General features: G+C 73.6%; 20 protein-coding genes and 1 pseudogene. 12 read left to right on the top strand and 9 right to left on the bottom strand.

Going from position 1 to position 23,674, the window contains the following annotated elements; genetic code table 11:
- Positions 1-879: 879 nt before the first annotated feature.
- Genes AB0J42_RS12985 through AB0J42_RS12975 form a run of 3 tightly spaced genes read left to right on the top strand, consistent with a single transcriptional unit; the run spans position 880 to position 2,740 of the window.
- A complete protein-coding gene (locus AB0J42_RS12985) occupies positions 880-1,395 on the top strand; it encodes a hypothetical protein (protein ID WP_364292568.1) in 516 nt (171 codons plus the stop codon).
- 17 nt (positions 1,396-1,412) lie between these two features.
- Positions 1,413-1,658: a DUF4342 domain-containing protein gene (locus AB0J42_RS12980; RefSeq protein ID WP_364292565.1), complete on the top strand. Its 246-nt coding sequence runs from the start codon at positions 1,413-1,415 to the stop codon at positions 1,656-1,658.
- Positions 1,659-1,687: 29 nt separating this feature from the next.
- Positions 1,688-2,740 (top strand): class I SAM-dependent methyltransferase, encoded by a 1,053-nt coding sequence (locus AB0J42_RS12975; RefSeq protein WP_364292562.1) that lies wholly within the window; start codon positions 1,688-1,690, stop codon positions 2,738-2,740.
- A 1-nt stretch (position 2,741) separates the two neighbouring features.
- On the opposite strand, the gene AB0J42_RS12970 is transcribed toward AB0J42_RS12975, so the two are convergent.
- Positions 2,742-3,572 (bottom strand): universal stress protein, encoded by an 831-nt coding sequence (locus AB0J42_RS12970; RefSeq protein ID WP_364292559.1) that lies wholly within the window; start codon positions 3,570-3,572, stop codon positions 2,742-2,744.
- Positions 3,573-3,691: 119 nt separating this feature from the next.
- Here AB0J42_RS12970 and AB0J42_RS12965 point away from each other — a divergent pair, with 119 nt between their 5' ends.
- Both AB0J42_RS12965 and AB0J42_RS12960 read left to right on the top strand, forming a co-directional pair.
- A complete protein-coding gene (locus AB0J42_RS12965) occupies positions 3,692-4,333 on the top strand; it encodes a response regulator transcription factor (protein ID WP_364292556.1) in 642 nt (213 codons plus the stop codon).
- A gap of 53 nt (positions 4,334-4,386) precedes the next feature.
- Entirely contained in the window at positions 4,387-4,848 is a 462-nt protein-coding gene (locus AB0J42_RS12960; protein ID WP_364292553.1) for a pyridoxamine 5'-phosphate oxidase family protein, read from the top strand.
- Here AB0J42_RS12960 and AB0J42_RS12955 read toward each other — a convergent pair.
- From AB0J42_RS12955 to AB0J42_RS12935, 5 genes are all read right to left on the bottom strand, one after another.
- The gene (locus AB0J42_RS12955; RefSeq protein WP_364292550.1) at positions 4,796-6,484 is read right to left on the bottom strand and encodes a GAF domain-containing protein; all 1,689 of its coding nucleotides are present in this window, start codon (positions 6,482-6,484) and stop codon (positions 4,796-4,798) included. The two genes, AB0J42_RS12960 and AB0J42_RS12955, sit on opposite strands and share 53 nt — an antisense overlap.
- A gap of 79 nt (positions 6,485-6,563) precedes the next feature.
- A complete protein-coding gene (locus AB0J42_RS12950) occupies positions 6,564-7,085 on the bottom strand; it encodes a hypothetical protein (RefSeq protein ID WP_364292547.1) in 522 nt (173 codons plus the stop codon).
- 114 nt (positions 7,086-7,199) lie between these two features.
- Complete coding sequence (locus AB0J42_RS12945) at positions 7,200-8,186, bottom strand: nitroreductase family protein (protein WP_364292544.1); 987 nt, start codon at positions 8,184-8,186, stop codon at positions 7,200-7,202.
- 75 nt (positions 8,187-8,261) lie between these two features.
- Positions 8,262-9,221, bottom strand: a complete 960-nt coding sequence (gene cydB, locus AB0J42_RS12940; protein ID WP_364292541.1) for a cytochrome d ubiquinol oxidase subunit II — start codon at positions 9,219-9,221, stop codon at positions 8,262-8,264.
- Between the two features lie 10 nt (positions 9,222-9,231).
- Positions 9,232-10,608: a cytochrome ubiquinol oxidase subunit I gene (locus AB0J42_RS12935; protein WP_364292538.1), complete on the bottom strand. Its 1,377-nt coding sequence runs from the start codon at positions 10,606-10,608 to the stop codon at positions 9,232-9,234.
- Positions 10,609-10,795: 187 nt separating this feature from the next.
- On the opposite strand from AB0J42_RS12935, the gene AB0J42_RS12930 reads away from it, so the two are divergent.
- The 4 genes from AB0J42_RS12930 (at position 10,796) to crcB (ending at position 15,336) form a co-directional block, all read left to right on the top strand.
- A complete protein-coding gene (locus AB0J42_RS12930; protein WP_364292535.1) occupies positions 10,796-11,746 on the top strand; it encodes a nitroreductase family protein in 951 nt (316 codons plus the stop codon).
- On the top strand, positions 11,739-14,363 hold the full coding sequence (locus AB0J42_RS12925; protein WP_364292532.1) for a GNAT family N-acetyltransferase: 2,625 nt from the start codon (positions 11,739-11,741) through the stop codon (positions 14,361-14,363). The genes AB0J42_RS12930 and AB0J42_RS12925 overlap by 8 nt, the downstream gene beginning before the upstream one ends.
- 57 nt (positions 14,364-14,420) lie before the next feature.
- Positions 14,421-14,861: a CrcB family protein gene (locus AB0J42_RS12920; RefSeq protein ID WP_364292529.1), complete on the top strand. Its 441-nt coding sequence runs from the start codon at positions 14,421-14,423 to the stop codon at positions 14,859-14,861.
- A gap of 103 nt (positions 14,862-14,964) precedes the next feature.
- Positions 14,965-15,336, top strand: a complete 372-nt coding sequence (gene crcB / locus AB0J42_RS12915) for a fluoride efflux transporter CrcB (RefSeq protein ID WP_364292526.1) — start codon at positions 14,965-14,967, stop codon at positions 15,334-15,336.
- Here crcB and AB0J42_RS12910 read toward each other — a convergent pair.
- Positions 15,333-15,986, bottom strand: a complete 654-nt coding sequence (locus tag AB0J42_RS12910; protein ID WP_364292523.1) for a CBS domain-containing protein — start codon at positions 15,984-15,986, stop codon at positions 15,333-15,335. The genes crcB and AB0J42_RS12910 overlap by 4 nt on opposite strands.
- Before the next feature lie 170 nt (positions 15,987-16,156).
- Between AB0J42_RS12910 and AB0J42_RS12905 the strand changes: the two genes are divergently transcribed.
- The 3 genes and pseudogenes from AB0J42_RS12905 to AB0J42_RS12895 form a co-directional block, all read left to right on the top strand.
- Positions 16,157-16,906, top strand: coding sequence for an HAD-IA family hydrolase (locus tag AB0J42_RS12905; protein WP_364292520.1), 750 nt, complete (start codon positions 16,157-16,159; stop codon positions 16,904-16,906).
- Positions 16,903-19,824 (top strand): pyridoxamine 5'-phosphate oxidase family protein, encoded by a 2,922-nt coding sequence (locus AB0J42_RS12900; protein ID WP_364292517.1) that lies wholly within the window; start codon positions 16,903-16,905, stop codon positions 19,822-19,824. The genes AB0J42_RS12905 and AB0J42_RS12900 overlap by 4 nt, the downstream gene beginning before the upstream one ends.
- Positions 19,746-19,967: pseudogene (locus tag AB0J42_RS12895) on the top strand (DUF664 domain-containing protein); the annotation flags it as partial. The gene AB0J42_RS12900 and the pseudogene AB0J42_RS12895, both read left to right, overlap by 79 nt.
- A gap of 52 nt (positions 19,968-20,019) precedes the next feature.
- Here the strand turns inward: AB0J42_RS12895 and AB0J42_RS12890 are convergent.
- Both AB0J42_RS12890 and AB0J42_RS12885 read right to left on the bottom strand, forming a co-directional pair.
- The gene (locus tag AB0J42_RS12890; protein ID WP_364292514.1) at positions 20,020-20,970 is read right to left on the bottom strand and encodes a universal stress protein; all 951 of its coding nucleotides are present in this window, start codon (positions 20,968-20,970) and stop codon (positions 20,020-20,022) included.
- 65 nt (positions 20,971-21,035) lie between these two features.
- A complete protein-coding gene (locus AB0J42_RS12885; protein ID WP_364292511.1) occupies positions 21,036-23,498 on the bottom strand; it encodes a cation-transporting P-type ATPase in 2,463 nt (820 codons plus the stop codon).
- Between the last annotated feature and the right edge of the window lie 176 nt (positions 23,499-23,674).

Raw genomic sequence — 23,674 nt, 5'->3', positions numbered from 1 at the left:
CTCAACGTCACTGTGAAGAAGATCCCGTTCTCGCCCTGCTTGTGCCACTTAAGGTCTGCTTGTCCTCATGTGTCACACCAGTCTGGCAGAGAGGGTTCGGCTGAACCGCGATCTCACTCACGTCATTCCGCCTTCCGGGGCGTCGTCCTACGATGCTCGCACCCTGCAGCGAAGCTCGCATATGGATCGTTCCAGCTAGGACGGCGCCGGAAATCGGCAGATTTTTCGCACCTCCGAGCGGGCACGGGCGAGTCGTGTCCCCGTGGACGTCTGGAACTCCCGCATTCTTGGATCGTTCCCGAAACGCGTGAGCTGTTTGACGAAGTCCCGCACGTAGCGCCGCGTCCTGGCCGATCGCAGGTCGGCCACCGTGGTCACGACCTCACGCGCTGGCGCGGAGTCGGTTACACCTCGACCGTTACCGCCGGAGCCGACAATTGCAGGTCCTCCGTCTCACAGGAGGCGACAGCGCCGAGCGAAGCTCGGCACAGAAGAGCACGCCCGAGCGTAGCGAGGCCCTTTGTGGACGGGCGGGCGTACGGGGTCAAGGGATGCCTCGGGCAATGGGTGGGCGCTGAGGGTCAAGTAATGGAATCGAACCAGTGACCGCTCGTCTTACAGGCGAAGGGTCACTGGCTGCGGTGGCGCTGTGGGTCAGGTCCGGTCGTGGCTCAGCACGAGGAGCAGGAAGGCGAAGTCCCGGATGTGGTCGCTGGCGGCGGAGACGAGTTGGCCGGACAGCAGCAGGGCGAAGGTCCCGCGCACGCTACCAACCCCCCGCCACGCACCGCACCGCCTTCTCCCCAGGGTCCGTCCGGCCCTGCCCAAAGAGGCCGGAAGACCCTGAACCGTCCCACGCCTCCCGCCGACAATGAAGGCATGAGGACGACGAGACACCCCGCGCTCAGGTGGACGGCTCTGACGCTGGCCGGCCTGGCGGCCTTCCGGCTGCTGCTCCGTCCGCGACTGCTGCGCTGGGGCGCCACCCCCGCGGAGGCGCGCAGAAAGATGCCGGGCGACACCCTGATCCCGCGCCCGCACGTCGTCGCGACGCGCGCCATCACCGTCGCCGCCGAACCGCAGGACCTGTGGCCGCTCCTGCCCACCCTGGCCGCACAAGACGCCGAGGTAGTCCAGGAGAAGCCGTTCCACACCCTGGTGATGGCCGTACGCGGCTTCTATGTCACCGTCACCTGGGCGATGGAGCTGCGCGAGCAGCATGACGGCACCCGGATGGTGGTGCGCCAGCGGATCCTGTGCCGCCCGGGCGTGCTCGGCCTGATCTACCTCCTGCTGTCGGATACGGCGGATTTCTTCACCGTCCGTGAGCAGCTCACGACGGTCAAGGCGCTGGCCGAGGGGAAGCCTCACCGTGCGGCGCTCGCCGTGCCGTGAGGGAGGAGCGACAGCGCATGACGGTCACCGAGGAGCGGGTCCGGGGCGGGGAGCTGACCGGCCGGATCAAGAAGCTGGTCCACGAGGGCAACGTCCGAAGGATCATGGTCAGGGACAGGGAGGGCCGCACCGTCCTTCAGGTGCCGGTGTCGGTCGGCGTGGGCGCGCTGGCCTTCGCCCCCGTGGTGACGGTGCTGGGCGCGATGGGCGCGCTGGCCGCCGACTGGACGATCCGGATCGAGGGGTCCGGGGAGCAGGCCTGACACGACCGCGGGACAGAGGGGGCGGTGTCGTGGATCAGCAGCGGGTGCGGGATTTCGCGATGGAGATCGCGGCCGAGCGGGCGCACGCGGGCGCCGTCCTGCTCAGCTATCTGGGCGACCGGCTCGGCATCTGGCGGGCGATGGCGGGGGCCGGCCCGCTGGACAGCGCCGGGCTGGCCGCGCGGACGGGCCTGTCGGAGCGTTACCTGCGGGAGTGGCTGTCCGGGCAGGCGGTGGCGGGGCACGTCACCTACGATCCGGCGTCGGGCCGTTTCGAGTTGCCCGCCGAGCACGCGGCCGTGCTGGCCGACGAGGGCGGGCTCGCCTTCCAGGGCGGCGGGCTGGAGTCGATGGCGGCGTTCTGGATGGCAGCCGACCGGATCGCCGAGGCGTTCCGTACGGGGGCGGGCGTGCCGTGGGGTGAGCAGGATCCGCGGATGTTCAGCGGCACCAACCGGTTCTTCGGGCCGCTGTATCGGGGCTCGCTGGAGCAGGAGTGGCTGCCGGCGCTGGACGGCGTGGTGGAGCGGCTGCGTGAGGGGGCGCGTGTGCTGGATGTGGGGTGCGGGCGGGGCACTTCGACGATCCTGATGGCGCAGGCGTATCCGCAGTCGCGGCTGCTGGGCGTGGACGTGCACGAGGAGTCGATGGCGGCGGCCCGGGAGGCGGCGGCGGGGGCGGGCGTGGCCGGGCGGGCGGAGTTCCTGGTGGCCGACGCCGAGTCCTATCCGGACGGGCCGTGGGATCTGATCTGCTTCTTCGATTCGCTGCACGACATGGGCGACCCGCGGGCGGCCGCCGCCAAGGCGCGGGCGTCGCTGGCGCCGGGCGGCACGGTGATGGTGGTGGAGCCGTTCGCGCGCGACCGGCTGGAGGAGTCGGTGGGCGACCCGGTGGCGCTGACCTACTACACCGCCTCGACGGTGGCGTGCGTGCCGAACTCGCTGTCGCAGGGCGGGGCCGCGCTGGGCGCGCAGGCGGGCCCCGACCGGCTGTCGCGGGTGCTGGCGCAGGCCGGGTTCTCCCACGTCCGGCGGGCGCTGGAGACTCCTTTCAACCTCGTGCTGGAAGCGCGCCCCTGACTCACTTGCCGCCGCGGGTGCGGACCACCGCCAGCGGGGCGGGGGCGTCCTGGACCAGCGCCTGGCTGACCGAGCCGAGCACCATCCCGGCGATCGCGCCGTGCCCGCGGGAGCCGACCACCAGCAGGTCGGCGCCGGCGGCGGCCTCCCTGAGGACCTCGACGGGGTGGCCCTGGACGGTCTCGTCGACGATCCGCACCCCGGGGTGCCTGTCGCGGACCCCGGCGAGCGTGTCGCGCAGCACCGCCCGCTCGCTGCCTTCCTCCGGGCCCGGCCCGGGCCCCGGCCACGCCCAGGCGTGCACCACGCGCAGGGCGGCGTGGCGCAGTTCCGCCTCGGCCAGCGCGAAGGCGAGCACCTGCTCGGAGGCGGCCGAGCCGTCGATGCCGGCCACGACCTCGCCGCGCGGCCGGTCGGGCACCTCGCGCACCACGACGACGTCGCCGGCGGCGTGGGCGGCCACGCCGTAGGCGACCGAGCCGACCAGCAGGCCGCGCACCCGGCCGAGCCCGTGGTTGCCGACGACGAGCAGGTCGGCGTCGCGGGCGGCGTCGATGAGCGCGTTGCGCGCGTCGCCCGGCAGCAGCACGGTCCGCACCTCGACCTCGGGCTGTTCGCGGCGGGCCCGTTCCTGGGCGGCGGTCAGCACCGAGGTGCCGCCCTCGCGCATCCACGCGGCGACCTCGGCGTAGCGGCCGCTGTCGAGTTCCAGCGCCCAGCGGGGGATGGCGTGCCCGATGGTCAGCGGCGCCTTGCGCAGCGCCGCCTCCCCCGCGGCCCACGCGGTGGCTTCCAGTCCCGCCCTCGACCCGTCGACACCCACGATGATCATGTACGAGTCCCTCCCTCTGCTCACTCCGACCCTAACTCCGCGAAGATCCCGAACCCGGGAACCGGGCTGAAGGACTTCAGACCCTTTCGCCCCGGAACGGGAGTGCTAACGTCGGAGACATGATTCGCGTGTTCCTCGTCGACGATCACGAGGTGGTCCGGCGCGGCGTGGCCGCCCTGCTCGATTCGGAGGACGACATCGAGGTCGTCGGCGAGGCCGGCACCGCCGAGTCGGCGGTCGCCCGGATCCCGGCGCTGCGGCCGGACGTGGCCGTGCTCGACGTGCGCCTGCCCGACGGCAACGGCGTCGACGTGTGCCGCGAGGTCCGTTCCAAGGTGCCCGGGCTGGCCTGCCTGATGCTCACCTCCTACGCCGACGACGAGGCGCTGTTCAACGCGGTCATGGCGGGCGCCGCCGGTTACGTGCTCAAGCAGATCCACGGCTCCGACCTGGTGGGCGCGGTCCGCACGGTCGCCTCCGGCCAGTCGCTGCTCGACCCGCAGACCACCGCGACCATGCTGCAGCGGCTGCGCGACCAGGCCGCCAAGCAGGACCCGCTGGCCGCCCTGACCGAGCAGGAGCGGCTCATCCTCGACCTGATCGGCGAGGGGCTGACGAACCGGCAGATCGGCGAGCGGATGTTCCTGGCCGAGAAGACGGTCAAGAACTACGTCTCCAACCTGCTGTCCAAGCTCAACATGCAGCGCCGTACGCAGGCCGCGGCGCTGGCGGCCCGGCTGCGTGCCGACCGCCGTGAATGATTGGGACCTTCGCCCCTAATGACCGGCGCGCGCGATGGGGAATGCTGGTGGGCATGCAACTCGATTCGTCCGGCCTGCAGGTGCTCCCCCGGGAGGAGTGCCTGCGCCTGATGTCGGCGACGCCCATCGGCCGGATCGTCTTCACCGACCGCGCGCTGCCCGCGATCCAGCCTGTGACGTTCCTGCTGGACGGCGAGCAGATCATCATCCGCACCGGCACCGGATCCAAGCTGGCCGCCGCCACCCGTGAGGCCGTGGTGGCGTTCGAGGTCGACGAGTTCGACCCCAAGACGCGTACCGGATGGTCCGTGACCGCCGTCGGCCACGCCCGCGCGGTGACCGATCCCGCCGAGATCTCCCGGCTGGCCGCGCTGCCGCTCACCCCGTGGGCGCCCGGCAGCAGAGACCACTACATCGTCGTCGAGACCGAGCAGATCAGCGGCCGGCGCATCCCCGCCCCGGTCACAGGGGAACACGCCAACGGAGCGTCGCCCCTTCCCCCTCGGCGGAGCTGATCTCCAGGCTCCCGCCGAGCGCCTCGGCGCGTTCGTCGAGGTTGCGCAGGCCGCTGCGGCGGCCTCCCTCCGGGATGCCCACCCCGTTGTCCTGCACGGTCAGCACCAGCTCGCCGCCCGTCACCTCCACCGCCACGCTCGCCCTGCTGGCCTTGGCATGCCTGACGACGTTCGACAGCGCCTCGCGCAGCACGGCCAGCAGCTGCTCGGCCACCTCCTCCGGCACCTGGTTGTCGACCTGCCCCTCCATCCGCAGGCCCGGCATGAAGCCGAGGTGGCCGCGGGCGGACTCGACCAGGTCGACGATCCGGCCGCGCAGGGTGGGCCCGGTCGTCTCGGGCGTGGCCTGCAGGGCGAAGATGGTGGAGCGGATCTGCCGGATGGTCTCGTCCAGCTCGTTGACGGCCTGCTGCAGCCGGCTCGACGCCTCCGGGCGTTCGACCAGGCGCACGGTGCTCATCAGCGTCATCGCGATGGCGAACAGCCGCTGGATGACGACGTCGTGCAGGTCCTTGGCGATGCGGTCGCGGTCTTCGAGCAGGCCGAGCCGTTCGGCGTGGCGGCGGGTCTCGGCCAGCTCCAGCGCGATGGCCGCCTGTCCGGCGAACGCCTCCAGCATCCGCAGGTCGGCGCCGCTGAAGGGCAGCCGCCCGCTCCGCTTGGCCAGCGCGAGCACGCCCCGCACGGTGTGTCCGGAGCCGAGCGGGATCAGCAGCTCGGGGCCGTAGCCCAGCTCGCGCAGCTCGCCGTCGCCGTCGTGCAGGTCGTCGGCGCTCACGGCGTGGCCGGTGCGGAACACCTGCCCGGCGACGCTGTCGCCGATGCCGAAGGTGACCTGCGTGGTCTCCTGGCCGTCGTCGCCCTCGGCGTACTCGACGCGCAGCCGCTCGCCGCCGTCGTCGGGCAGCAGGACCTGTACGAGGTCGGCGTCGGTCATCTGGTGGGCGCGGGCCGCCATCATGCTGAGCACCTCCTGGGGGGCGGCGCCCGACAGCAGCCGGGTGGTGATCTCCGAGGAGGCCTGCAGCCAGGTCTCGCGCCGGCGCGTCTCCTCGTACAGGCGGGCGTTCTCGACGGCCACGCCGGCGGCGGTGGCCAGCGCGATGACGATGGCCTCGTCCTCCTCGTCGAACTCGCCGCCGCCGCGCTTCTCCGTCAGGTACAGGTTGCCGAACACCTCGTCGCGCACCCGGATCGGCACGCCCAGGAAGGTGCCCATCGGCGGGTGGCCGGGCGGGAAGCCGTAGGACTCGGGGTGGTCGGAGATGCGGCCCAGCCGCAGCGGCCGGGCGTCCTTGATGAGCAGGCCGAGCAGGCCCAGCCCGTGCGGCCAGTGCTCGATCTTGGCGATCTCCTCCTCGCTGAGCCCGACCGGGATGAACTGGATGAGCGTGCTTTCCTGCCCGATCACGCCGAGCGCCCCGTAGGTGGCGTCGACGAGCCGGGTGGCGGTCTCCACGATGCGCCGCAGCACGGTTTCCAGGTCCAGGTCGCTGCCGACCGAGACGACCGCTTCCATCAGGGCGTGGACCCGGTCGCGGGTGGCCAGGACTGCCTGCAGGCGCACCTGGAGCTCGGACAGCAGGTCGTCGAGGCGCATGCCGGGGAGCAACGGGCTCCGCTCACTCTCCCTCATAAGGGCCAGTCTCGCACCCGCGTACGGCGGCGCCCACCCCGGCGGGGGGCGGGCGCGCGGGCGCTGGTCGCGGCGCAGGTCAGCGCAGGTACGGGTGACGCCGGAGGATCGGCAGGCGGCCCAGGCCGAGGGTGGTGCCGGCGTCGGCCGCGGCCAGCCCGGCCAGGACGATGGTGTAGACGACGTGGTCGTCCATGAAGGGGTTGGTGGCCAGCGGCAGCGCGGCCGCCCACATGAGCATCAGCATGGTCCCGCCGGCCACCGCGGCGGCGCGCAGGCCGACGCCGAGGATGAGCGCGGCGCCGACGCCGAGCAGCCCGGCCATGAACAGCCAGTCCACCCAGGCCTGCCCGGCCAGCGCGGTGAAGAACCCGCCGAGCGCGTTCTCCTCGGTGCCCATCAGGTAGCCGGTGGTGGGGCTGCCGCCGGCCAGCCACGCCTTCTCGGGGGCGGTGGCGAAGCCCAGGCCGAACGTCTTGTCGAGGAAGGCCCACAGGAAGATCCAGCCCAGCGCGATGCGGGTGGCGGCCCACAGGTAGTCGGCGGGGCGCCGGGCGCCCGCCGGGACCTGTTCGCGCTTGACGGGGACGGTGGTGGCCATGACGGCCTCCTTTCAGGTCGGGCTTGGTCTTTCCTTCACACCTCCATCACACCGTTTTGACCTTCCCGGGGGCAGTGCCGTACGGCCCGCCGCCAAGGTGACCTTGGTCCCGGCTCAGTCGAGCAGGTCGTCAAGCGGGCGGCGGACGGCGTCCTTGGCGTCGAACGTGACACCCAACCTCATGATCATCTGCGGGTACTCTCCGGAGCACAGCTCCTCGCGCACGAACTCCCGCAGGTGGCGCATCTCCAGCACCTGCGTGTGGAAGGCGGCGCTGACCCCGTACGCGCAGGCGTGCAGCAGCACCCGCTGCAGCGCCTGCCCGGCCGCCAGCCAGTCCTCGCGCGTGTCGCCGCCGGTGGTCAGCACGGCCACGACGCCGGGGTCGGTGGCGCCGGGATCGGCGCCGGTGCTGCCCCAGCGGTGGCGCCAGGCGTAGTCGCGCTGGGCGAAGTGCGGCTCGGTGCGGGCCGCCTGGAGCGGGTAGCCGCCGGCGGGCACCCCGTCGGTGCGGCTGCTGCCGGGCGGGCGGGCCCACCGGATGACCTCCAGGCTGAAGCGCCGGTTCCGGGCCTGCACGCCCTGCGCGGCCTGGGTGAGCGCGGCCAGCACCGCGACGGCCTCGGGCGCGCGGACCGGGGTGAGCCGGGCGCCTTCGGCGGCTGCGCTCCTGACCAGCGCCTGCACGAGCCGGTCGGGCACCGGCAGGCCGGTGAACCCGGCCCGGTGCGTGCGCCTGCGCTCGATCTCGGCCACCAGGACCGAGGTGCGCTCGTCGGGCTCGGCCGGCTCGCCGGCCGTGACGACGGCCAGCAGGGCGGGGCGGTCGGGGTCGGGCAGGATCCGCACTACAGGCCGGTAGCCGGCCTGCCGCATGGCGACGCGCATGGTGAACAGGGCCGCCCCGCAGCTGACGAGCATCTCGCGGCCCTCGTCGTCGGCGACGCGCAGCCGCCGATCGGCGTCAGCGCGCAGGCTGATCTCCTCGCCGGTGACGGCGAAGGTCCACGGCTGGGTGTTGTGCACCGACGGCGCCCAGCGGGCGGCCTCGACCGCGGCTTCCACGGCCGTCCTCGGCGAACGTCCGGGCGGACGGTTCATGACGGCACCTCCAACTGACGATAACTCCAGGCCATCACGGCGCCGCCGGGCCGGGCAGGGCCCAAGGTCCCGCCGTCAGGCCCCGGTCAGCCGGCGGCGGAACACCCAGTACGTCCAGCCCTGGTAGACGAGCACCACCGGGGTGAAAATGACCGCCACCCAGGTCATGACGGTGAGCGTGTAGGGGCTGGAGGCGGCGTTGGCGACGGTGAGGCTGTGGGCGGGGTCGAGCGCCGGCATCACGTCCGGGTACAGGCCGGTGAACAGGGCCGCCACCAGGGCGGCGATGCCCAGCGCGCTGCCGGTGAACGCCCAGCCGTCCCGGCCGCGCACGGTGGCCAGCAGCGACCCGGCCAGGGCCGCGGCGGCGGCGCCGACGATCGCCCAGTAGGCCGGCTTGTCACTGCCCAGCAGCGCCAGGAACGCCGCCGCCACCACGATCACCAGGGGGCCGAGCACCCGCGCGATCCTCCTGGCCCGCTCGCGCAGCTCGCCGGTGGTGCGCAAGGCCAGGAACACCGCGCCGTGCGAGGCGAACAGCAGCAGCGTGACCAGCCCGCCCAGCAGCGCGAACGGGTTCAGCAGGGTCAGCAGCGTGCCGGTGTACTCGTGGTCGGCGTCCAGCGGCACCCCGGCTGCGATGTTGGCGAAGGCCACCCCCCACAGCACCGCCGGGCCCAGCGACCCCCAGAAGAACGCCCGGTCCCACCCCTTCTGGCTGTCGCTCTTGTCGCGGTACTCCAGCGCGACGCCCCGTACGATCAACGCCAGCAGAATGAGGAAGAGCGGCAGGTAGAAGCCGGAGAACAGGGTGGCGTACCACTCGGGGAAGGCCGCGAACGTGGCGCCGCCCGCCACCAGCAGCCACACCTCGTTGCCGTCCCAGACCGGCCCGATCGTCCGCACGACGGTGCGCCGCTGCGCCTCGCCGCGCGCCACGAACGGCATCAGGACGCCGACCCCGAAGTCGAAGCCCTCCAGGACGAAGTAGCCCGTCCACAGGACGGCGATGAGCACGAACCAGATCGTTTCCATCACGTGCACCTCAGTAGCTCAGGGCGGGGGCGGCCTCGGGCTCGGATCGCGGCTCCTCCTGCGCGCCGAGCCTGATGAACTTCAGCAGCAGCCGGACCTCGATGACGGCCAGCACCGCGTACACCAGGGTGAACCCGGCCAGCGTGATCGCGACCGAGGTGACGTCGGCGCCCGGCGAGACGGCGGCGGCGGTCCGCATGAGCCCGAACACCGTCCACGGCTGGCGGCCCATCTCGGTGAAGATCCACCCCATCGTGTTGGCCAGGAACGGCAGGGCGACGCCGAGCATGGCCAGCCGGTAGAACCATCTCCCGGCGGGCAGCCGCCCCCTGCGGGTCAGCCAGAGCCCGGCCAGGGCGAGCCCGCCGGCCAGCATCCCGAACCCGATCATCAGCCGGAACGACCAGTACGCGACGCCGACCATCGGCACGTAGTCCCCGGGGCCGTACAGGGCCTCGTAGCGGCGCTGGATGTCGTTGATGCCCTCGACCTCGCCGTCCGGGCTGTTGGTGGCCAGGATGCTCAGCCCGTACGGGATCTGGATGTTGACATGGTTGCGGCCGTTGTCGACGTCGCCGACGGCGAACAGGGAGAACCCGGCGGCCTTCTCGTCGTCCCACAGCGCCTCGGCGGCGGCCATCTTCATCGGCTGCTGCTCGGTCATGAGCTGGGCCTGCCAGTGCCCGGTCATCGCCACCCCGGCGGCCGAGACGAGCGCGACGGCCAGCGCCGCCCGCACGGCCGGCCGGAAGATCGGCACCTGCCTGCGGCGCATCAGGAACCAGGCGCCGACGCCGAGCACGAACGCGGCGGCGGTGAGGAACGCCCCGAAGATCACATGCGGGAACGTGACGAGGGTGGTCGAGCTGGTCAGCACGGCCCAGATGTCGGTCAGCTCCGCCCGCCCGTTGTTGATCGTGTAGCCGACCGGGTGCTGCATCCAGGAGTTCGCGGCCAGGATGAAGTAGGCCGACAGGTTGGTGCCGATGGCCGCGATCCAGATCGTGGCCAGGTGGACCTTCGGCGGCAGCTTGTCCCACCCGAAGACCCACAGCCCGAGGAAGGTGGACTCCAGGAAGAACGCCAGGAGCCCCTCCATCGCCAGCGGCGCCCCGAACACGTCCCCCACGAACCGGGAGTACTCACTCCAGTTCATCCCGAACTGGAACTCCTGCACGATGCCCGTCACCACGCCCATCGCGAAGTTGATCAGGAAGAGCCGCCCGAAGAACTTCGTCAGCCGCAGATACTCCGGCTTCCTCGTCCGGTACCAGGCGGTCTGCCACCCGGCCACCAGCACCGACAGGCCGATGGTGAGCGGCACGAACAGGAAGTGGTACACGGTCGTGATGCCGAACTGCCAGCGGGAGAGATCCAGCACGTCCATGAGCCCCAGCATCGCCGCAGGTCACAGCGGTCGCGTAGGGCCGGCGGACCCTTCCGGCAGGGACCTTCGGCCAGGCCCAACGGCTCCCGCCGCGCCCGGTCAGGGACTTTGGCCACCCGCCGGAAAGGCCCTCCGCCCCTGACCTTAGGCGCGCACGTCCGGCACATTCGGGGGCAGGAGGTGCGTGATGTCCCCTGCCGATCTCGGTGTCCGGCGGCTACTCGTCGCGGCCGGCCGGGCGCCCTCGGTCTGCAACACCCAGCCGTGGCGTTTCCGCGTCCTGCCCGGCCCCCGCATCGAACTGCTCGCCGACCCCGACCGGCGGCTGCGCGTCGCCGACCCGCGCGGCCGTTCCCTGACCGTCAGCTGCGGCGCCGCGCTGTTCAACCTGCGGCTGGCGCTGCGCTGCGCGGGCCTGCGCCCCCTGGTGTGGCCGCTGCCCGACCCCGAGCACCATCCGCTGCTGCTGGCCGCCGTGCGCACCGCCGAGGCCCGCCCGGCCACCGGCGAGACGCGCGTCCTGTACGAGCTGATCCCGGTGCGCCGCACCAGCCGCGAACCCTTCTCCGACCGGCCGGTGCCGCCGCGCGTCCTGGCCGAGCTGCGCATCGCCGCCTCCCGCGAGGGCGCCACCCTGGTGCCGCTGGAGCGGGACGCCGCGGCCGAGATGCTGGAGTACGCGGCGATCGCCGAGGACGAGCTGGCCGCGGACCCCGCATACCGGGCCGAGCTGGCTGCCTGGACGATGCCGGGCGCCCGCTTCGACGGCGTGCCCGCCTGTACCCAGGGCCCCCGGCCCCTCCGTGACCCGGCGCCGGTGCGCGACTTCGGCCGCCACGAACGCCAGGCCCGCTTCGAGGAGCATCCGCAGCTCGCGGTGCTGACCACCATCGGCGACCGGCCGCTGGACTGGTTGCGCGCCGGGCAGGCCCTGCAGCGGGTGCTGCTCACCGCCACCCGCCACGGCCTGTCGGCCTCGTTCCTGAACCAGCCGCTCGACCTGCGCGACCTGCGCCGCCGCCGCGACCCGCACCACCGCCGCGGACACGCCCAGATGATCATCAGATTGGGGTATGGCCCCCACGTACCGGGCAGCCCCCGCCGCCCGGCCGGCGAACTGGAGACGCACCATGCTTGACGAAGGCTACGACGTCCTGCTCCGCGACGGCGGCATCGCCCACGTGCGCCCCCTGCGCCCCGGCGACCGCCAGGCCCTGCACGACCTGGTCGACCGCTCATCGGAACGCTCGGCGTACCTGCGTTTCTTCACCGGCGGCCGGGCCACCGCGCACGCCTACATGGACCACCTCACCAGCCCCGGCTACCGCGGCCACGCCCTCGCCGGCACCCTGCGCGACCGGCTGGTGGCGGTCGCCGAGTACATCCCCTCCGGCGACGGCAGCGCCGATTTGGGGATCCTCATCGACGACGCCGCCCACGGCCTGGGCCTGGGCACGCTCCTGCTGGAACACGTCGCCATCGACGCCGCCGACCACGGCGTGCGCACGCTCGTCGCCGACGTGCTGGCCGAGAACACCCCCATGATCAACGTGCTGCGCGACCTCGGCCTGGACACCACCCACGAGTACTCCGGCGGCAGCCTGCGCATGGTCGTCGACGCCCGCGTCACCCCCCGGCTGCGCGCCGAGATCGAGGCCCGCGACCACGAGGCCGAGCGCGCCTCCCTGGCCCGGGTGCTGGAGCCCCGCTCGGTGGCGGTGATCGGCGCCTCCCGCGACCCGTCGGCCGTCGGCCACATCGCGCTGCGCAACCTCCTCGACGGCGGCTTCCCCGGCCCCGTATATCCCGTCAACCCCAAGGCGGACGAGGTCGCCGGCCTGGCCGCCTACCCCAGCGTGCTGGACGTGCCCGGCCCGGTGGACCTGGCCGTGGTGGCGGTGCCCGCCCAGCACGTGCTGCGCGTCACCCGCGACTGCGCCGAGGCGGGCGTGTCCGGCCTCATCGTGCTGAGCGCCGGCTTCGCCGAGGCCGGGCAGCCCGGCGCCGAGGTGGAGATCCTGCGCGTGTGCCGCACCGCCGGCATCCGCCTGATCGGCCCGAACTGCCTGGGCGTGGTCAACAACCACGCCCGGCTCAACGCCAGCTTCCTGCCCGTCACCCCCACCGCGGGCCGGGTCGGGCTGGTCTCGCAGTCGGGCGCGGTCGCCGCCGCGCTGCTGGAACGGCTGGACGTGTCCATGTTCGTCTCGGTCGGCAACAAGGCCGACGTGAGCGGCAACGACCTGCTCGAATACTGGGAGGACGACGCGAACACCGACGTCATCGCCCTGTACCTGGAGTCGTTCGGCAACCCGCGCAAGTTCGCCCGCATCGCCGGCCGGGTCGGCCGCAAGAAGCCGATCCTGCTGGTCAAGAGCGGCCGCACCGGCGCCGGCGACCGCGCCGTCCGCTCCCACACCGCCGCGGCCGCCACCCCGGACGTGGCCGTGGACGCGCTGGTGCGCGCCTCCGGCGTGATCCGGCTCGACAGCGTCCACGAACTCATCGACACCGCCCGGCTGCTGTCGACCCAGCCGCTGCCCGCCGGGCGGCGGGTCGCCATCGTCGGCAACTCCGGCGGCCCCCAGGCGATGGCCGCCGACGCCTGCGAAGCGGCCGGCCTGACGGTGCCCGAACTGCCCGCCGGGCTGGTCGAGGCGGCCGGCCACGCCGCCGTCGGCAACCCCGTCGACCTGACCGCCGGCGCCCGCGCCGCCGAGCTCGGCGCCGCCATCGAGGCGCTCGCCGCCGCGCCGCAGGTGGACGCGGTCCTCGTCGTCTACACCCCGCCGTTCGGCTCCGGGCTGGAGGAGACCCGCAAGGCCATCGCCGCCGCCGCGGCCGGTTCGGCCAAGCCGGTGCTGGCCTGCGTGGTCGGCCACGACGGCGTCATCGACGGCCGGGTGCCCAGCTACGCCTTCCCCGAACAGGCCGTCAAGGCGCTGGCCCGCGCCGCCGGCTACGCCGAATGGCGCGCCCGCCCCGCCTCCGAACCCGCCGAGCCGCCCGCCGCCGACGTCGAGACCGCCAAGGCGATCGTCGCCGAACGGCTGCACGCCGACCCCGACGGCGGCTGGCTCGCCCCCGAGCAGGCCACCCGCCTGCTCGCCTGCTACGGCCTCGACGTCGCCGAAGCCGTGCCGGTCTCCGGCGCCGACGCCGCCGCCGAGGCCGCCACCCGCGTCGGCCTGCCCGCCGTGCTCAAGGTCACCGGGCCCGTCCACAAGAGCGACGTCGGCGGCGTCCGCCTCGGCCTGAAGACCGCCGGAGACGTCCGCGACGCCTACCGGGACATGGCCGCCCGCATCGGCGCCGAGATGACCGGCGCCATCGTGCAGCGCATGCTCCCCGCCGGAGTGGAGATCATCATCGGCGGCGTCACCTACCCGGTGTTCGGGCCGCTGGTCATGGTCGGCATGGGCGGGGTGACGGCCGACCTGCTGGCCGACCGCGCCTTCCGGGTGCCGCCCGTGGACGCCGCCGCCGCCCGCGAGATGATCGGCGAGCTGCGCTGCGCGCCCCTGCTGCACGGCTACCGCGGCTCCCCGCCCGCCGACGTGGAGGCGCTGGCCGGGCAGGTGGCCCGCGTCAGCCGCCTGCTGGAGGACCTGCCGCAGGTCGCCGAGCTGGACCTGAACCCGGTCATCGTCACCCCGCAGGGCGCGACCGCGGTGGACGTGCGCGTCCGCGTCGCCCCGGCGCAGGCGCCGCCGTCGCCGCTGCTGCGCCGCCTGCGCACCCCGTCCCGCGCCTGACACCACGCGCGGTCCCGGGTAGGAAGGTCATGTGTACGGACGAGTCGAGGGCAGGCGATGACCGAGCCCACCCCCGGGACCGCGCGGCCGCACTACCGCACGCCGGCCGTCATCGCCGCGGGCGGCGCCCTCGGCACCGGCGCCCGCTACGGCGCGAACCTGCTGTGGCCTGCCCCGCCCGGGGCGTTCCCCTGGACCACCCTGACCGTCAACGCGCTGGGCTGCCTGGCGATCGGCGTGCTCCTGGCCGCGGTGACCGAGACGCCGGCCGCGCCGGCCTGGCTGCGGCCGTTCGCCGCCACCGGCGTGCTGGGCGGCTTCACCACCTTCTCCGCCTACTGCCTCGACATCGAACGCCTGCTGTCGGCCGGCCGGACGGGCGCGGCGCTGAGCTACCTGGCCGCAACCCTCCTCGCGGCGCTGGCCGCAGTCACCTTCGGAGCCTGGGCCACCCGCCTCATCCTCGCCACCCGCCGCAGAACGAGGAGAACACGATGACCACAGCGCCGCGGCCCGACGACACCGCCACCCGGCACCACCGCCCGCAGGGAGAAGAGGTCGTGGTCGCGGACGACCGCCTGTCGGTGCGGAGGCGGCGGTGGTGACCTGGCTGCTGGTGCTTCTGGGCGGCGCGGTCGGCGCGCTGGTGCGCTACCTGGCCGGCCGCATGGTCCAGGCCCGCCTGGGCACGGCCTTCCCCTGGGGCACCTTCGCCGTCAACGTGACCGGCTCGCTCATCCTGGGCCTTCTCACCGGCGCGGCCCTGAGCGGCGCGATCGGCCCCGCCCTGCACACCCTGGCCGCCGGCGGCTTCTGCGGCGCGCTGACCACGTACTCGACCTTCTCGTACGAGACGATGCGCCTGGCGCAGACTGGCGCGCTCCTGTACGCCGCGGCCAACGTCGCCGGCTCGGTGGCGGCGGGCCTGGGCGCGGTGTTCCTCGGCCTGGCCGTCACCCAAGCACTCCTCTAGGGCGGCGGCGCGGCCGTCAGGTCCCGTTTGTCGGGCACGAGCTCGCAGACCACGTCCACGACCCCTTCGACCGCGCGGGCGGCCTCGGTGAGCGCGACCGCCTCCGACTCCCGCCGGACCGTGCCGCCGAGGGTGACCACGCCCTGATCGACCCGTACGGTGAAGGCGCGGCCGGGCGGCAGCACGGCGCGCACGTCGGCCTCCACGTCGGCGGCCGGGCGGGTGAAGACCCGCAGCACGTCACGCTGGTGCAGGGTGCCGGCGATGCGGCCGGTCACCGGGTCGACCACGGGCAGCTGCTTGATGCGCCTGCTGTGCATGAGCCGGGCGGCGTCCCTGACGGTCGTGCCGGGGGTGACGGTGACGGCCGGGGAGGTCATCAGGTCGCGGGCCCGCACCGCGGCGGCCTTGCCGTGCTCCAGCCGCTGCCGGGAGCTTTCGAACATGGACACGCTGTGCCGTACCGGGTCGATCTCCTTGAGCAGCAGGTCGTCCTCCGACACCACGCCGATCGGGCGGCGGCCGGCGTCGATGACGGTGACGGCGCCGACGGCGTAGCGCTTCATGGCGGCGACGATGTCGCTGAAGGACGCGTCCTGCAGCACGGCGATGGCGACCCGCCCCATGACGTCCCCGACGTGTATGGCCATGATGCCTCCCTTCCCCTCCACCCTTACCGGCGCGGCCACCGCACCGGCAGCGCCGAAAGTCCCGACCCTCGGGGACCTAAGGCCGCACCCCCCGCACCACCTGGACAAGTACGCCAAGTAGGGACGAAAGACCATGGATGGGGGCGTTGCTCAGGGGTAGCGTCCATCGCATGGCCGCCATCGACCTCAACACGCTGCGCGCCGCGGTCTTCGACACCGACGGCGTCGTCACCGACACCGCCCGCGTGCACGCCGCCGCGTGGAAGCACGTCTTCGACCGTTTCCTGCGCGGCCGCTCCGCGCCGTTCGACATCCGCGACGACTACCTCAGCTACGTCGACGGACGCCCGCGCCTGGACGGCGTGCGCACCTTCCTCGCCTCCCGCGGCATCACCCTGCCCGAGGGCGGCCCGGAGGACGAGCCGGGCGCGCCGACCGTGCACGGGCTCGGCATGGCCAAGGACGAGCTGTTCGTCCGCCAGATCGCCGAGCACGGCGTGGCCGCCTTCCCCTCCACCGTCGCCCTGCTGCACGAGCTGCGCCAGCGCGGCTGCCGCACCGCCGTCGTCTCGGCCAGCCGGCACTGCCGGGCCGTCATCTCCTCCTCCGGCCTGCTGCACCTGTTCGACGTGCTCGTCGACGGCAACGACGCCGCCCGGCTCGGCCTGCCCGGCAAACCCGACCCGGCCCTGTTCCAGCAAGCCGCCCACCGGCTCGGCCTGCCCGCCGCCGAGGTCGCGATCGTGGAGGACGCCCTGCCCGGCGTGGAGGCCGGCCGCCGCGGCGGCTTCGGCCTGGTCGTCGGCGTCGACCGGGCCAGAACCCAGGCCGAGGCGATGCTGCGGGCCGGGGCGGACGTCGTGGTGCACGATCTGGCCGAACTGGCCGTCACCGGCCGGGTGCCGGTGGGCCGCCGATGACCCCCTGGATACTCGCCTACGAAGGATTCGACCCCGAGCGTGAAGGGCTGCGCGAAGCCCTGTGCACGCTCGGCAACGGCCGCTTCGCCACCCGCGGCGCCACCCCCGACGGCCTGCGCCGCACCCCCGGCACCTACGCCGCCGGCGTCTACAACCGCCTCACCTCCCCGGTCGCCGGGCGCACCGTCACCAACGAGGACCTCGTCAACCTGCCCGACTGGCTGCCGCTCACCTTCGCCACCCCCGGCTGCGACTACTTCCACCCCGACGGCGCCGACCTGCTCGAATACCGCCACACCCTCGACATGCGCGCCGGCGTGCTGACCCGCCGGCTGCGCTGGCGCGACCCCCAGGGCCGCGTCACCCGCGTCCGCCAGCGCCGCGTCGTCTCCATGGCCGACCCCACTCTCGCCGCCCTGGAGACCACCTTCACCGCCGAGAACTGGTCCGGCCCGCTGCGGGTGCGCGCCACCGTCGACGGCGGGGTCCGCAACCGCGGCGTGGCCCGCTACCGCGACCTGCGCGGCGACCACCTGACCGGCCACGAGACCGGCGAAGCGGACGGCCTGGCCTGGCTGACGGCCACCACCAGCGGCTCACGCATCACCGTCGCGCTCGCCGCCCGCCTCGACACCCCCGGCGAGCCCCAGGTCACCACCGGGCCCGCCCACGTCACCACCGGCCACGTGCTCGACCTCGTAGAAGGCGAGACCGCCACCGTCACCAAGGTCGTGGCGCTGCTGACCTCACGCGACCACGCCATCCACGACCCCCTCTCCGCCGCCCTGCGCCACGCCCGCCTCGCGCCCCGCTTCGACGAGCTGCTGACCCGCCACACCACCGCCTGGGACCGGCTGTGGGAACACGCCCGCCTGGACGTCAGCGAACCCGCCGTCGCCCAGGCCGTCCACCTGCACGTCTTCCACCTGCTGCAGACCCTCTCCCCGCACACCGCCGACCTCGACGCCGGAGTCCCCGCCCGCGGCCTGCACGGCGAGGCCTACCGCGGACACGTCTTCTGGGACGAACTGTTCGTCCTGCCCTGGCTCAACCTGCGCTTCCCCGACATCTCCCGCGGCGCGCTGCGCTACCGCTGGCGCCGCCTCGGCGAGGCCCGCGCCGCCGCCCGCGCCGCCGGCTACGACGGCGCCATGTTCCCCTGGCAGAGCGGCAGCGACGGCCGCGAGGAGACCCAGACCCTCCACCTCAACCCCGACTCCGGCCGCTGGCTGCCCGACACCTCCCACCTGCAGCGCCACGTCGGCCTGGCCATCGCCTACAACATCTGGCACCACCACCTGGCCACCGGCGCCATGCCCGACTGGTGCGCCGAGATGTTCATCGAGATCGCCCGCTTCTTCGCCTCGCTGGCCGTGCTCGACCCCGCCTCCGGCCGCTACGAGATCCGCGGCGTCATGGGCCCCGACGAATACCAGACCGGCTACCCCGGCGCCGACACTCCCGGCCTGGACAACAACGCCTACACCAACATCATGACCGTCTGGCTGCTGCAGCGCGCCCTGGAGATCGCCCCCGCCCGCCCCGACGTCGGCACCCGCGAACCCGCCCGCTGGGCCGACATCACCCGCCGCATGCGCGTCGACTTCCACGACGGCGTCATCAGCCAGTTCACCGGCTACGCCGACCTGCCCGAACTCGACTGGGACCGCTACCGCGGAGTACGCCGCCTGGACCGGGCACTGGAAGCCGAAGGCGACGACGTCAACCGCTACAAAGCCGCCAAACAGGCCGACACGCTCATGCTGTGCTACCTGCTCACCCCCACCGAACTCCTCGCCATCCTCCACCGGCTCGGCTACCCCGCCGACACCGCCCTCATCCGGCGGACCATCGACTACTACCTGCAGCGCACCAGCCACGGCTCCACCCTCAGCGCCCTCGTCCACGCCTGGGTACTGGCCGGCACCGACCGCGCCACCTCCTGGGACCTGCTCACCGAAGCCCTGAAAAGCGACATCGAGGACGTCCAGGGCGGCACGACCCAGGAAGGCATCCACCTCGGCGCCATGGCCGGTACGCTCGACCTGTTGCAGCGGTGCTACCTGGGGCTGGAGATACGCCGCGACGGGCTGCGCCTCGACCCGCTCCTGCCCGACCGGCTCGGCACGCTGTCGCTGCCCATCCGGGTGCGCGGCGCCCGCTTCGAGATCGAGGCCCGCGACGGCACCGTCCGGGTCAACGGGGAGACCATCCCCCGCGGCAGCAGCCGCACCTTCGCCTTCCACCAAGGAGGAACGATCATGACAGGGACCGGTGACCTGGGACGCCGCATCGCACACCACCGCGACCGCCTCGGCCTGACCCGCGAGCAGGTCGCCGAACGCTCCGGCGTCACCCCCGGCTACATCGAATACCTGGAGGAAAGCCCCGGCCACCCGACCGCCGAAACCATCTCCCGCCTGGCCGACGCCCTGGAGACCACCCGCGAAGACCTCATGGGCGGCGGCCACGAACGGCCCCCCGGCGGAGCCCCCGCGGCGGCCGCCCCCGTCCTGGAGAAACTCGACGACGAGGAATGCCTGCGCCTGATCGCGCCCGGCGGCATCGGCCGGGTCGCCTTCAACGGCTCCCACGGCCCCACGATCCTGCCCGTCAACTACAAGCTCCACCAGGGCGCGATCGTCTTCCGCACCGCCCGCGGCGGCGAGATGGACCGCGACCTGCGCACCGGCCTGGAAGGCGTGGAGATCGTGGTCGGCTTCCAGGTCGACCGGATCGACGAGGTACGCCGCGCCGGCTGGAGCGTCCTCGTCCAGGGCCCCTTCCACCACGTCCCGGAAGAGGAGCTCGAACAGGTCATCGGCGCGCAGGTCACCCCGTGGGCCGGCGGCGACCGCCCCCTGCACATCCGCATCATCCCCCACCGCGTCACCGGCCGCAGGATCCTGGGCCTGTGAACGACCCCGATCCGCCGCGCCACTACCTGCACGACGCCCGCCAGGCGCTGGTGCGGAAACTCGACGGCCTCACCGAGTACGACGCGCGCAGGCCGCTCACGCCCACCGCGACCAACCTGCTGGGCCTGGTCGAACACGTCGCCGCCACCGAACTGCTCTGCTTAGGCCACGCCTTCGGCGGCGACACGATGACCGTCACGACGGCTCCCGCTCCCGCGACGCCTCGGGGGAAAGGGCTCGTGCCTCTCCCCGCGGCCCCTCCTGCCGCGCTCCTTGCGCCCGCTCTTGCGGCCCGCCCTCCGGGCCGCGCCTGGGCCGTACGATCGCGACCGGGCAGTGGGCACGGTGCAGCACCCCGTGACTGACCGAGCCGAGCAGCACGGTGCTGAAGCCGCCCAGCCCGCGCGACCCGACCACCACCAGGTCGGCGGCACGGGACGCGGACGCCAGCGCGGGCACCGGATGCCCCGGCACCACGCTCTGCACGCACCGCACCCCCGGATACCTCTCCAGCCACGGCCTCAGCCGCTTGGGCAGGTCCTCCTCCAGCCCGGCCGGCGGCAGCGGCCCGAACCCGACCGGATGCGGATACCCCACCGGAAGCTGGACGCCGTGCACGACCCGCAGCCGCGCCCCGCGCGCCTGAGCCTGCTCCAGCGCGTACTCCAGCGCGCATTCGGCGTCATCGGAGCCGTCGTAGCCCACCACCACCTCGTCATGACGGGCACCGGCCCGGCCGCGCACCACCACCACCGGGCCGTGCGCGTGCCCGGCCAGCCCCAGCCCGGTCGAGCCCAGCACCAGCCCGGCGAACCCGCCCAGCCCGCGGCTGCCCACCACCACGGTGTCGGCGGTCTCGGACTCGGTCCGCAGCCGCTCCACCACCGCGCCGGTCACCATCGCCGTGCTCACCTCCAGCCCGGACACCCGCTCACGGGCCCGGCCCGCCGCCTCCTCCAGCAGCCGCTCGGCCTCCTCGGTCAGCGGCTGATGACCGGTGAACACCGGATGCTCGGGAACCCACGGCTCACGCACGAACACCAGCCGCAACGCCAGCCCGCGCCGCCCGGCATCGGCCGCCGCCCAGTCCAGCGCCGCGCCGGCGCCCGCGGATCCGTCCACGCCCGCCACGACGTGTCTGCTCATCTCCAGCCTCCCCGAGCGGTGCCTGCCCTGTCGGCGGCTGCTACCCGGCCAGAGCCGCCCGTCACCTAACCGGACAGCCGCCTGACCCACGGCAGCGACCGCAGGAGATCGATGAGGAACGGCGTCAGCAGCGCCGCCGCCACCGCCATCGCCCAGCCCAGCGGCGGCAGCGGCGCCAGCGCGAGCAGCGCACCCACCGGCGCCACCAGCGTCACCAGGGCCTGCAGCGCGAGCGTGCCCGCCACCGCCACCGCCACCGCGCGGCCCCGCCACCACCCGCTCTCGAACGTCCACCTGCGGGCCCGCACCACATAGGCGAGCGTCAGCCGGGCGAACACCAGCGTCAGCACCGCCTGCGTGCGCACCTGCTCCTCACTCCAGCCCAGCGAGCGCGCCACCTCCACCGCCGCGAACGCCAGCCCCCCCACCACCAGCGCCCGCACCACGATCCGGCCCAGCACCACCCCGGTCAGCAGCCCGCCCCGGCTCGGCGGCGAGGCCAGCGGATCACCCGGCGCCCGATCGACGCCCAGCGCGATCGCCGGGATCCCGTCCAGCACCAGGTTGATCCAGAGCAGCTGCACCGGCAGCAGCGGGATCACCAGATCCGGCCAGGCGAACAAGCCCACCAGCACCAGGAAGATCTCCGCCAGGTTCCCCGCCAGCAGATACCCGATCATCGACGACACGTTGTGGTGCAGCCGCCGCCCCTCCCGCACCCCGGTCACGATCGTGCCCAGCTCGCCGTTGGTGACCACCACCGACGCGGCCTCCCGGGCCACGTCCGTGCCCTCCTCGCCCGCCACCGCGATCCCCACATCGGCGTGCCGCAGGGCGGGCGCGTCGTTGACCCCGTCGCCCGTCATCGCCACCACCTGCCCGCCGGCGCGCAGCGCCCGCACCAGGTCGAGCTTCGTCTCCGGGTCCACCCGCGCCAGCACCCCGGCCTCGCGCAGCAGCCGCTCGCGGTCCCCGCCGTCCAGGCCCGCGCCGTCCAGATCCGCGCCGGTCACCACCGGGTCGGGGTCGATGCCGACGTCCGCCGCCACCGACCGCGCGGTGTCGGCGTGGTCGCCGGTCACCATCATCACCCGGATGCCGCCCCGCCGGGACTCGGCCACCGCCTCCCGCGCCGAGCCGCGGACCTCGTCGCTGAGCCCCAGCAGCCCGACCGGCCGCAACCCATCGGCGTCCAGGTCGCCGGTGTCCTTCTCGGCCACCGCCAGCACCCGCAGCCCCTCCCCGGCCAGCGCGGTCACCGCCTCCTCCAGCCGCCGCGCGGCCTCACCGGGGACGCAGCGGGCCAGCACCACCTCCGGCGCCCCCTTCACGGTCAGCACCGGACGGCCGTCCCCGTCCCGGGTCACCACCGCCATCGACCGCGTACCGGCGTCGAACGGGCGGGTGGCGACCCTGACCTCCTCCGGCCGGACCCCGCGCTCGGCCGCGGCGGCCAGCAGCGCCACATCCACCGCGTCGCCCACCCCGTCACGCGCGTCGTTGGCCCGCACCGCCGCCCGCCACAGATCCTCCCCCGGCACCTCCACGTGATCGGCCACCGTCAACCGGCCCGTCGTCAGCGTCCCCGTCTTGTCCGAGGCGATCACCGTGGTCGCGCCCAGCGCCTCGATGGCCGGCAGCCTGCGCACGATCACCCCGAGCTTCGCCATCCGCTGCGACCCCAGCGCCAGCGCCGTGGTCACCGCCGCCGCCATGCTCTCCGGCACCGCCGCGATCGCCAGCGCCACCCCCGCCAGCACCAGATCGATCCAGGCGATGCCGCCCCGGGCCAGGCCCAGCACCACCATGACCACCCCGGCCGCGACCGCCAGCACGCCGATGCGGCGCGACACCTGCGCCAGCTCCCCCTCCAGCGGCCCCCTCACCCGGCCCGACAGCGCGGAGGCGATCCGCCCCATCTCCGTGCCCGCCCCGGTCCGCTCCACCACCGCCGTGCCCGAGCCGTGCACCACCATCGTCCCGGAGAACAGCATCCCGTCACGGTCACCCAGCGTCCCGCCGGTCGCGCCGCCCGCCCGCTTGTCCGCCGACCGCGACTCCCCCGTCAGCATCGACTCGTTGACCGCCAGCGACGACGCCTCCACCAGCCGCGCGTCGGCCGGCACCCGATCCCCGGCGGCCACCTCCACCACATCGCCCGGCACCAGCTCCGCCGCCGGCACCCTGCGCATCCGCCCCTCACGGCGGACCTTCGCCATCGGCGCCGTCAGCGACCCCAGCGACCGCACCGCCTGCTCCGCCTTCACCTCCTGGGTGACCCCGATCGCCACATTCACCACCAGAATGGCCACGATCGCGACCCCCTCCGGCACCTCCCGCAGCACCAGCAGCGTCACCCCGCCAGCCACCAGCAGCAGTATCGACAGCGGATCGGCGAGCTGCCGCGCCACCCGCAACGGCAGCGACGGCGGCCTCGCCTCGGGCAGCTTGTTCGGGCCGTGCTCCTCCAGCAGGGCGGCCGCCTCGGCCTCACTCAGGCCGGTCGCGGCGGATGTGGTCGCGTCCATCGCGTACGCGGGGGACGGCCCCGCGTTCCCTCCCCCCTGCGGCTGTTCCCGGCAAGCAGTACCGGACACCCCGCCCCGGCGGGGCCCACTCCCCACTAGATCAGAGGCTCCGGCCACCGGAAAGAGCCGAAGGTCCTCAACCGCCGATCGGGGTTTTAGGCCGTGGCCGCCGCCCT

It is taken from the genome of Nonomuraea sp. NPDC049649 (assembly GCF_040675175.1).
In the GTDB taxonomy this organism is placed as follows: domain Bacteria; phylum Actinomycetota; class Actinomycetes; order Streptosporangiales; family Streptosporangiaceae; genus Nonomuraea.
This window is presented reverse-complemented; position numbering and strand designations above follow the sequence as displayed.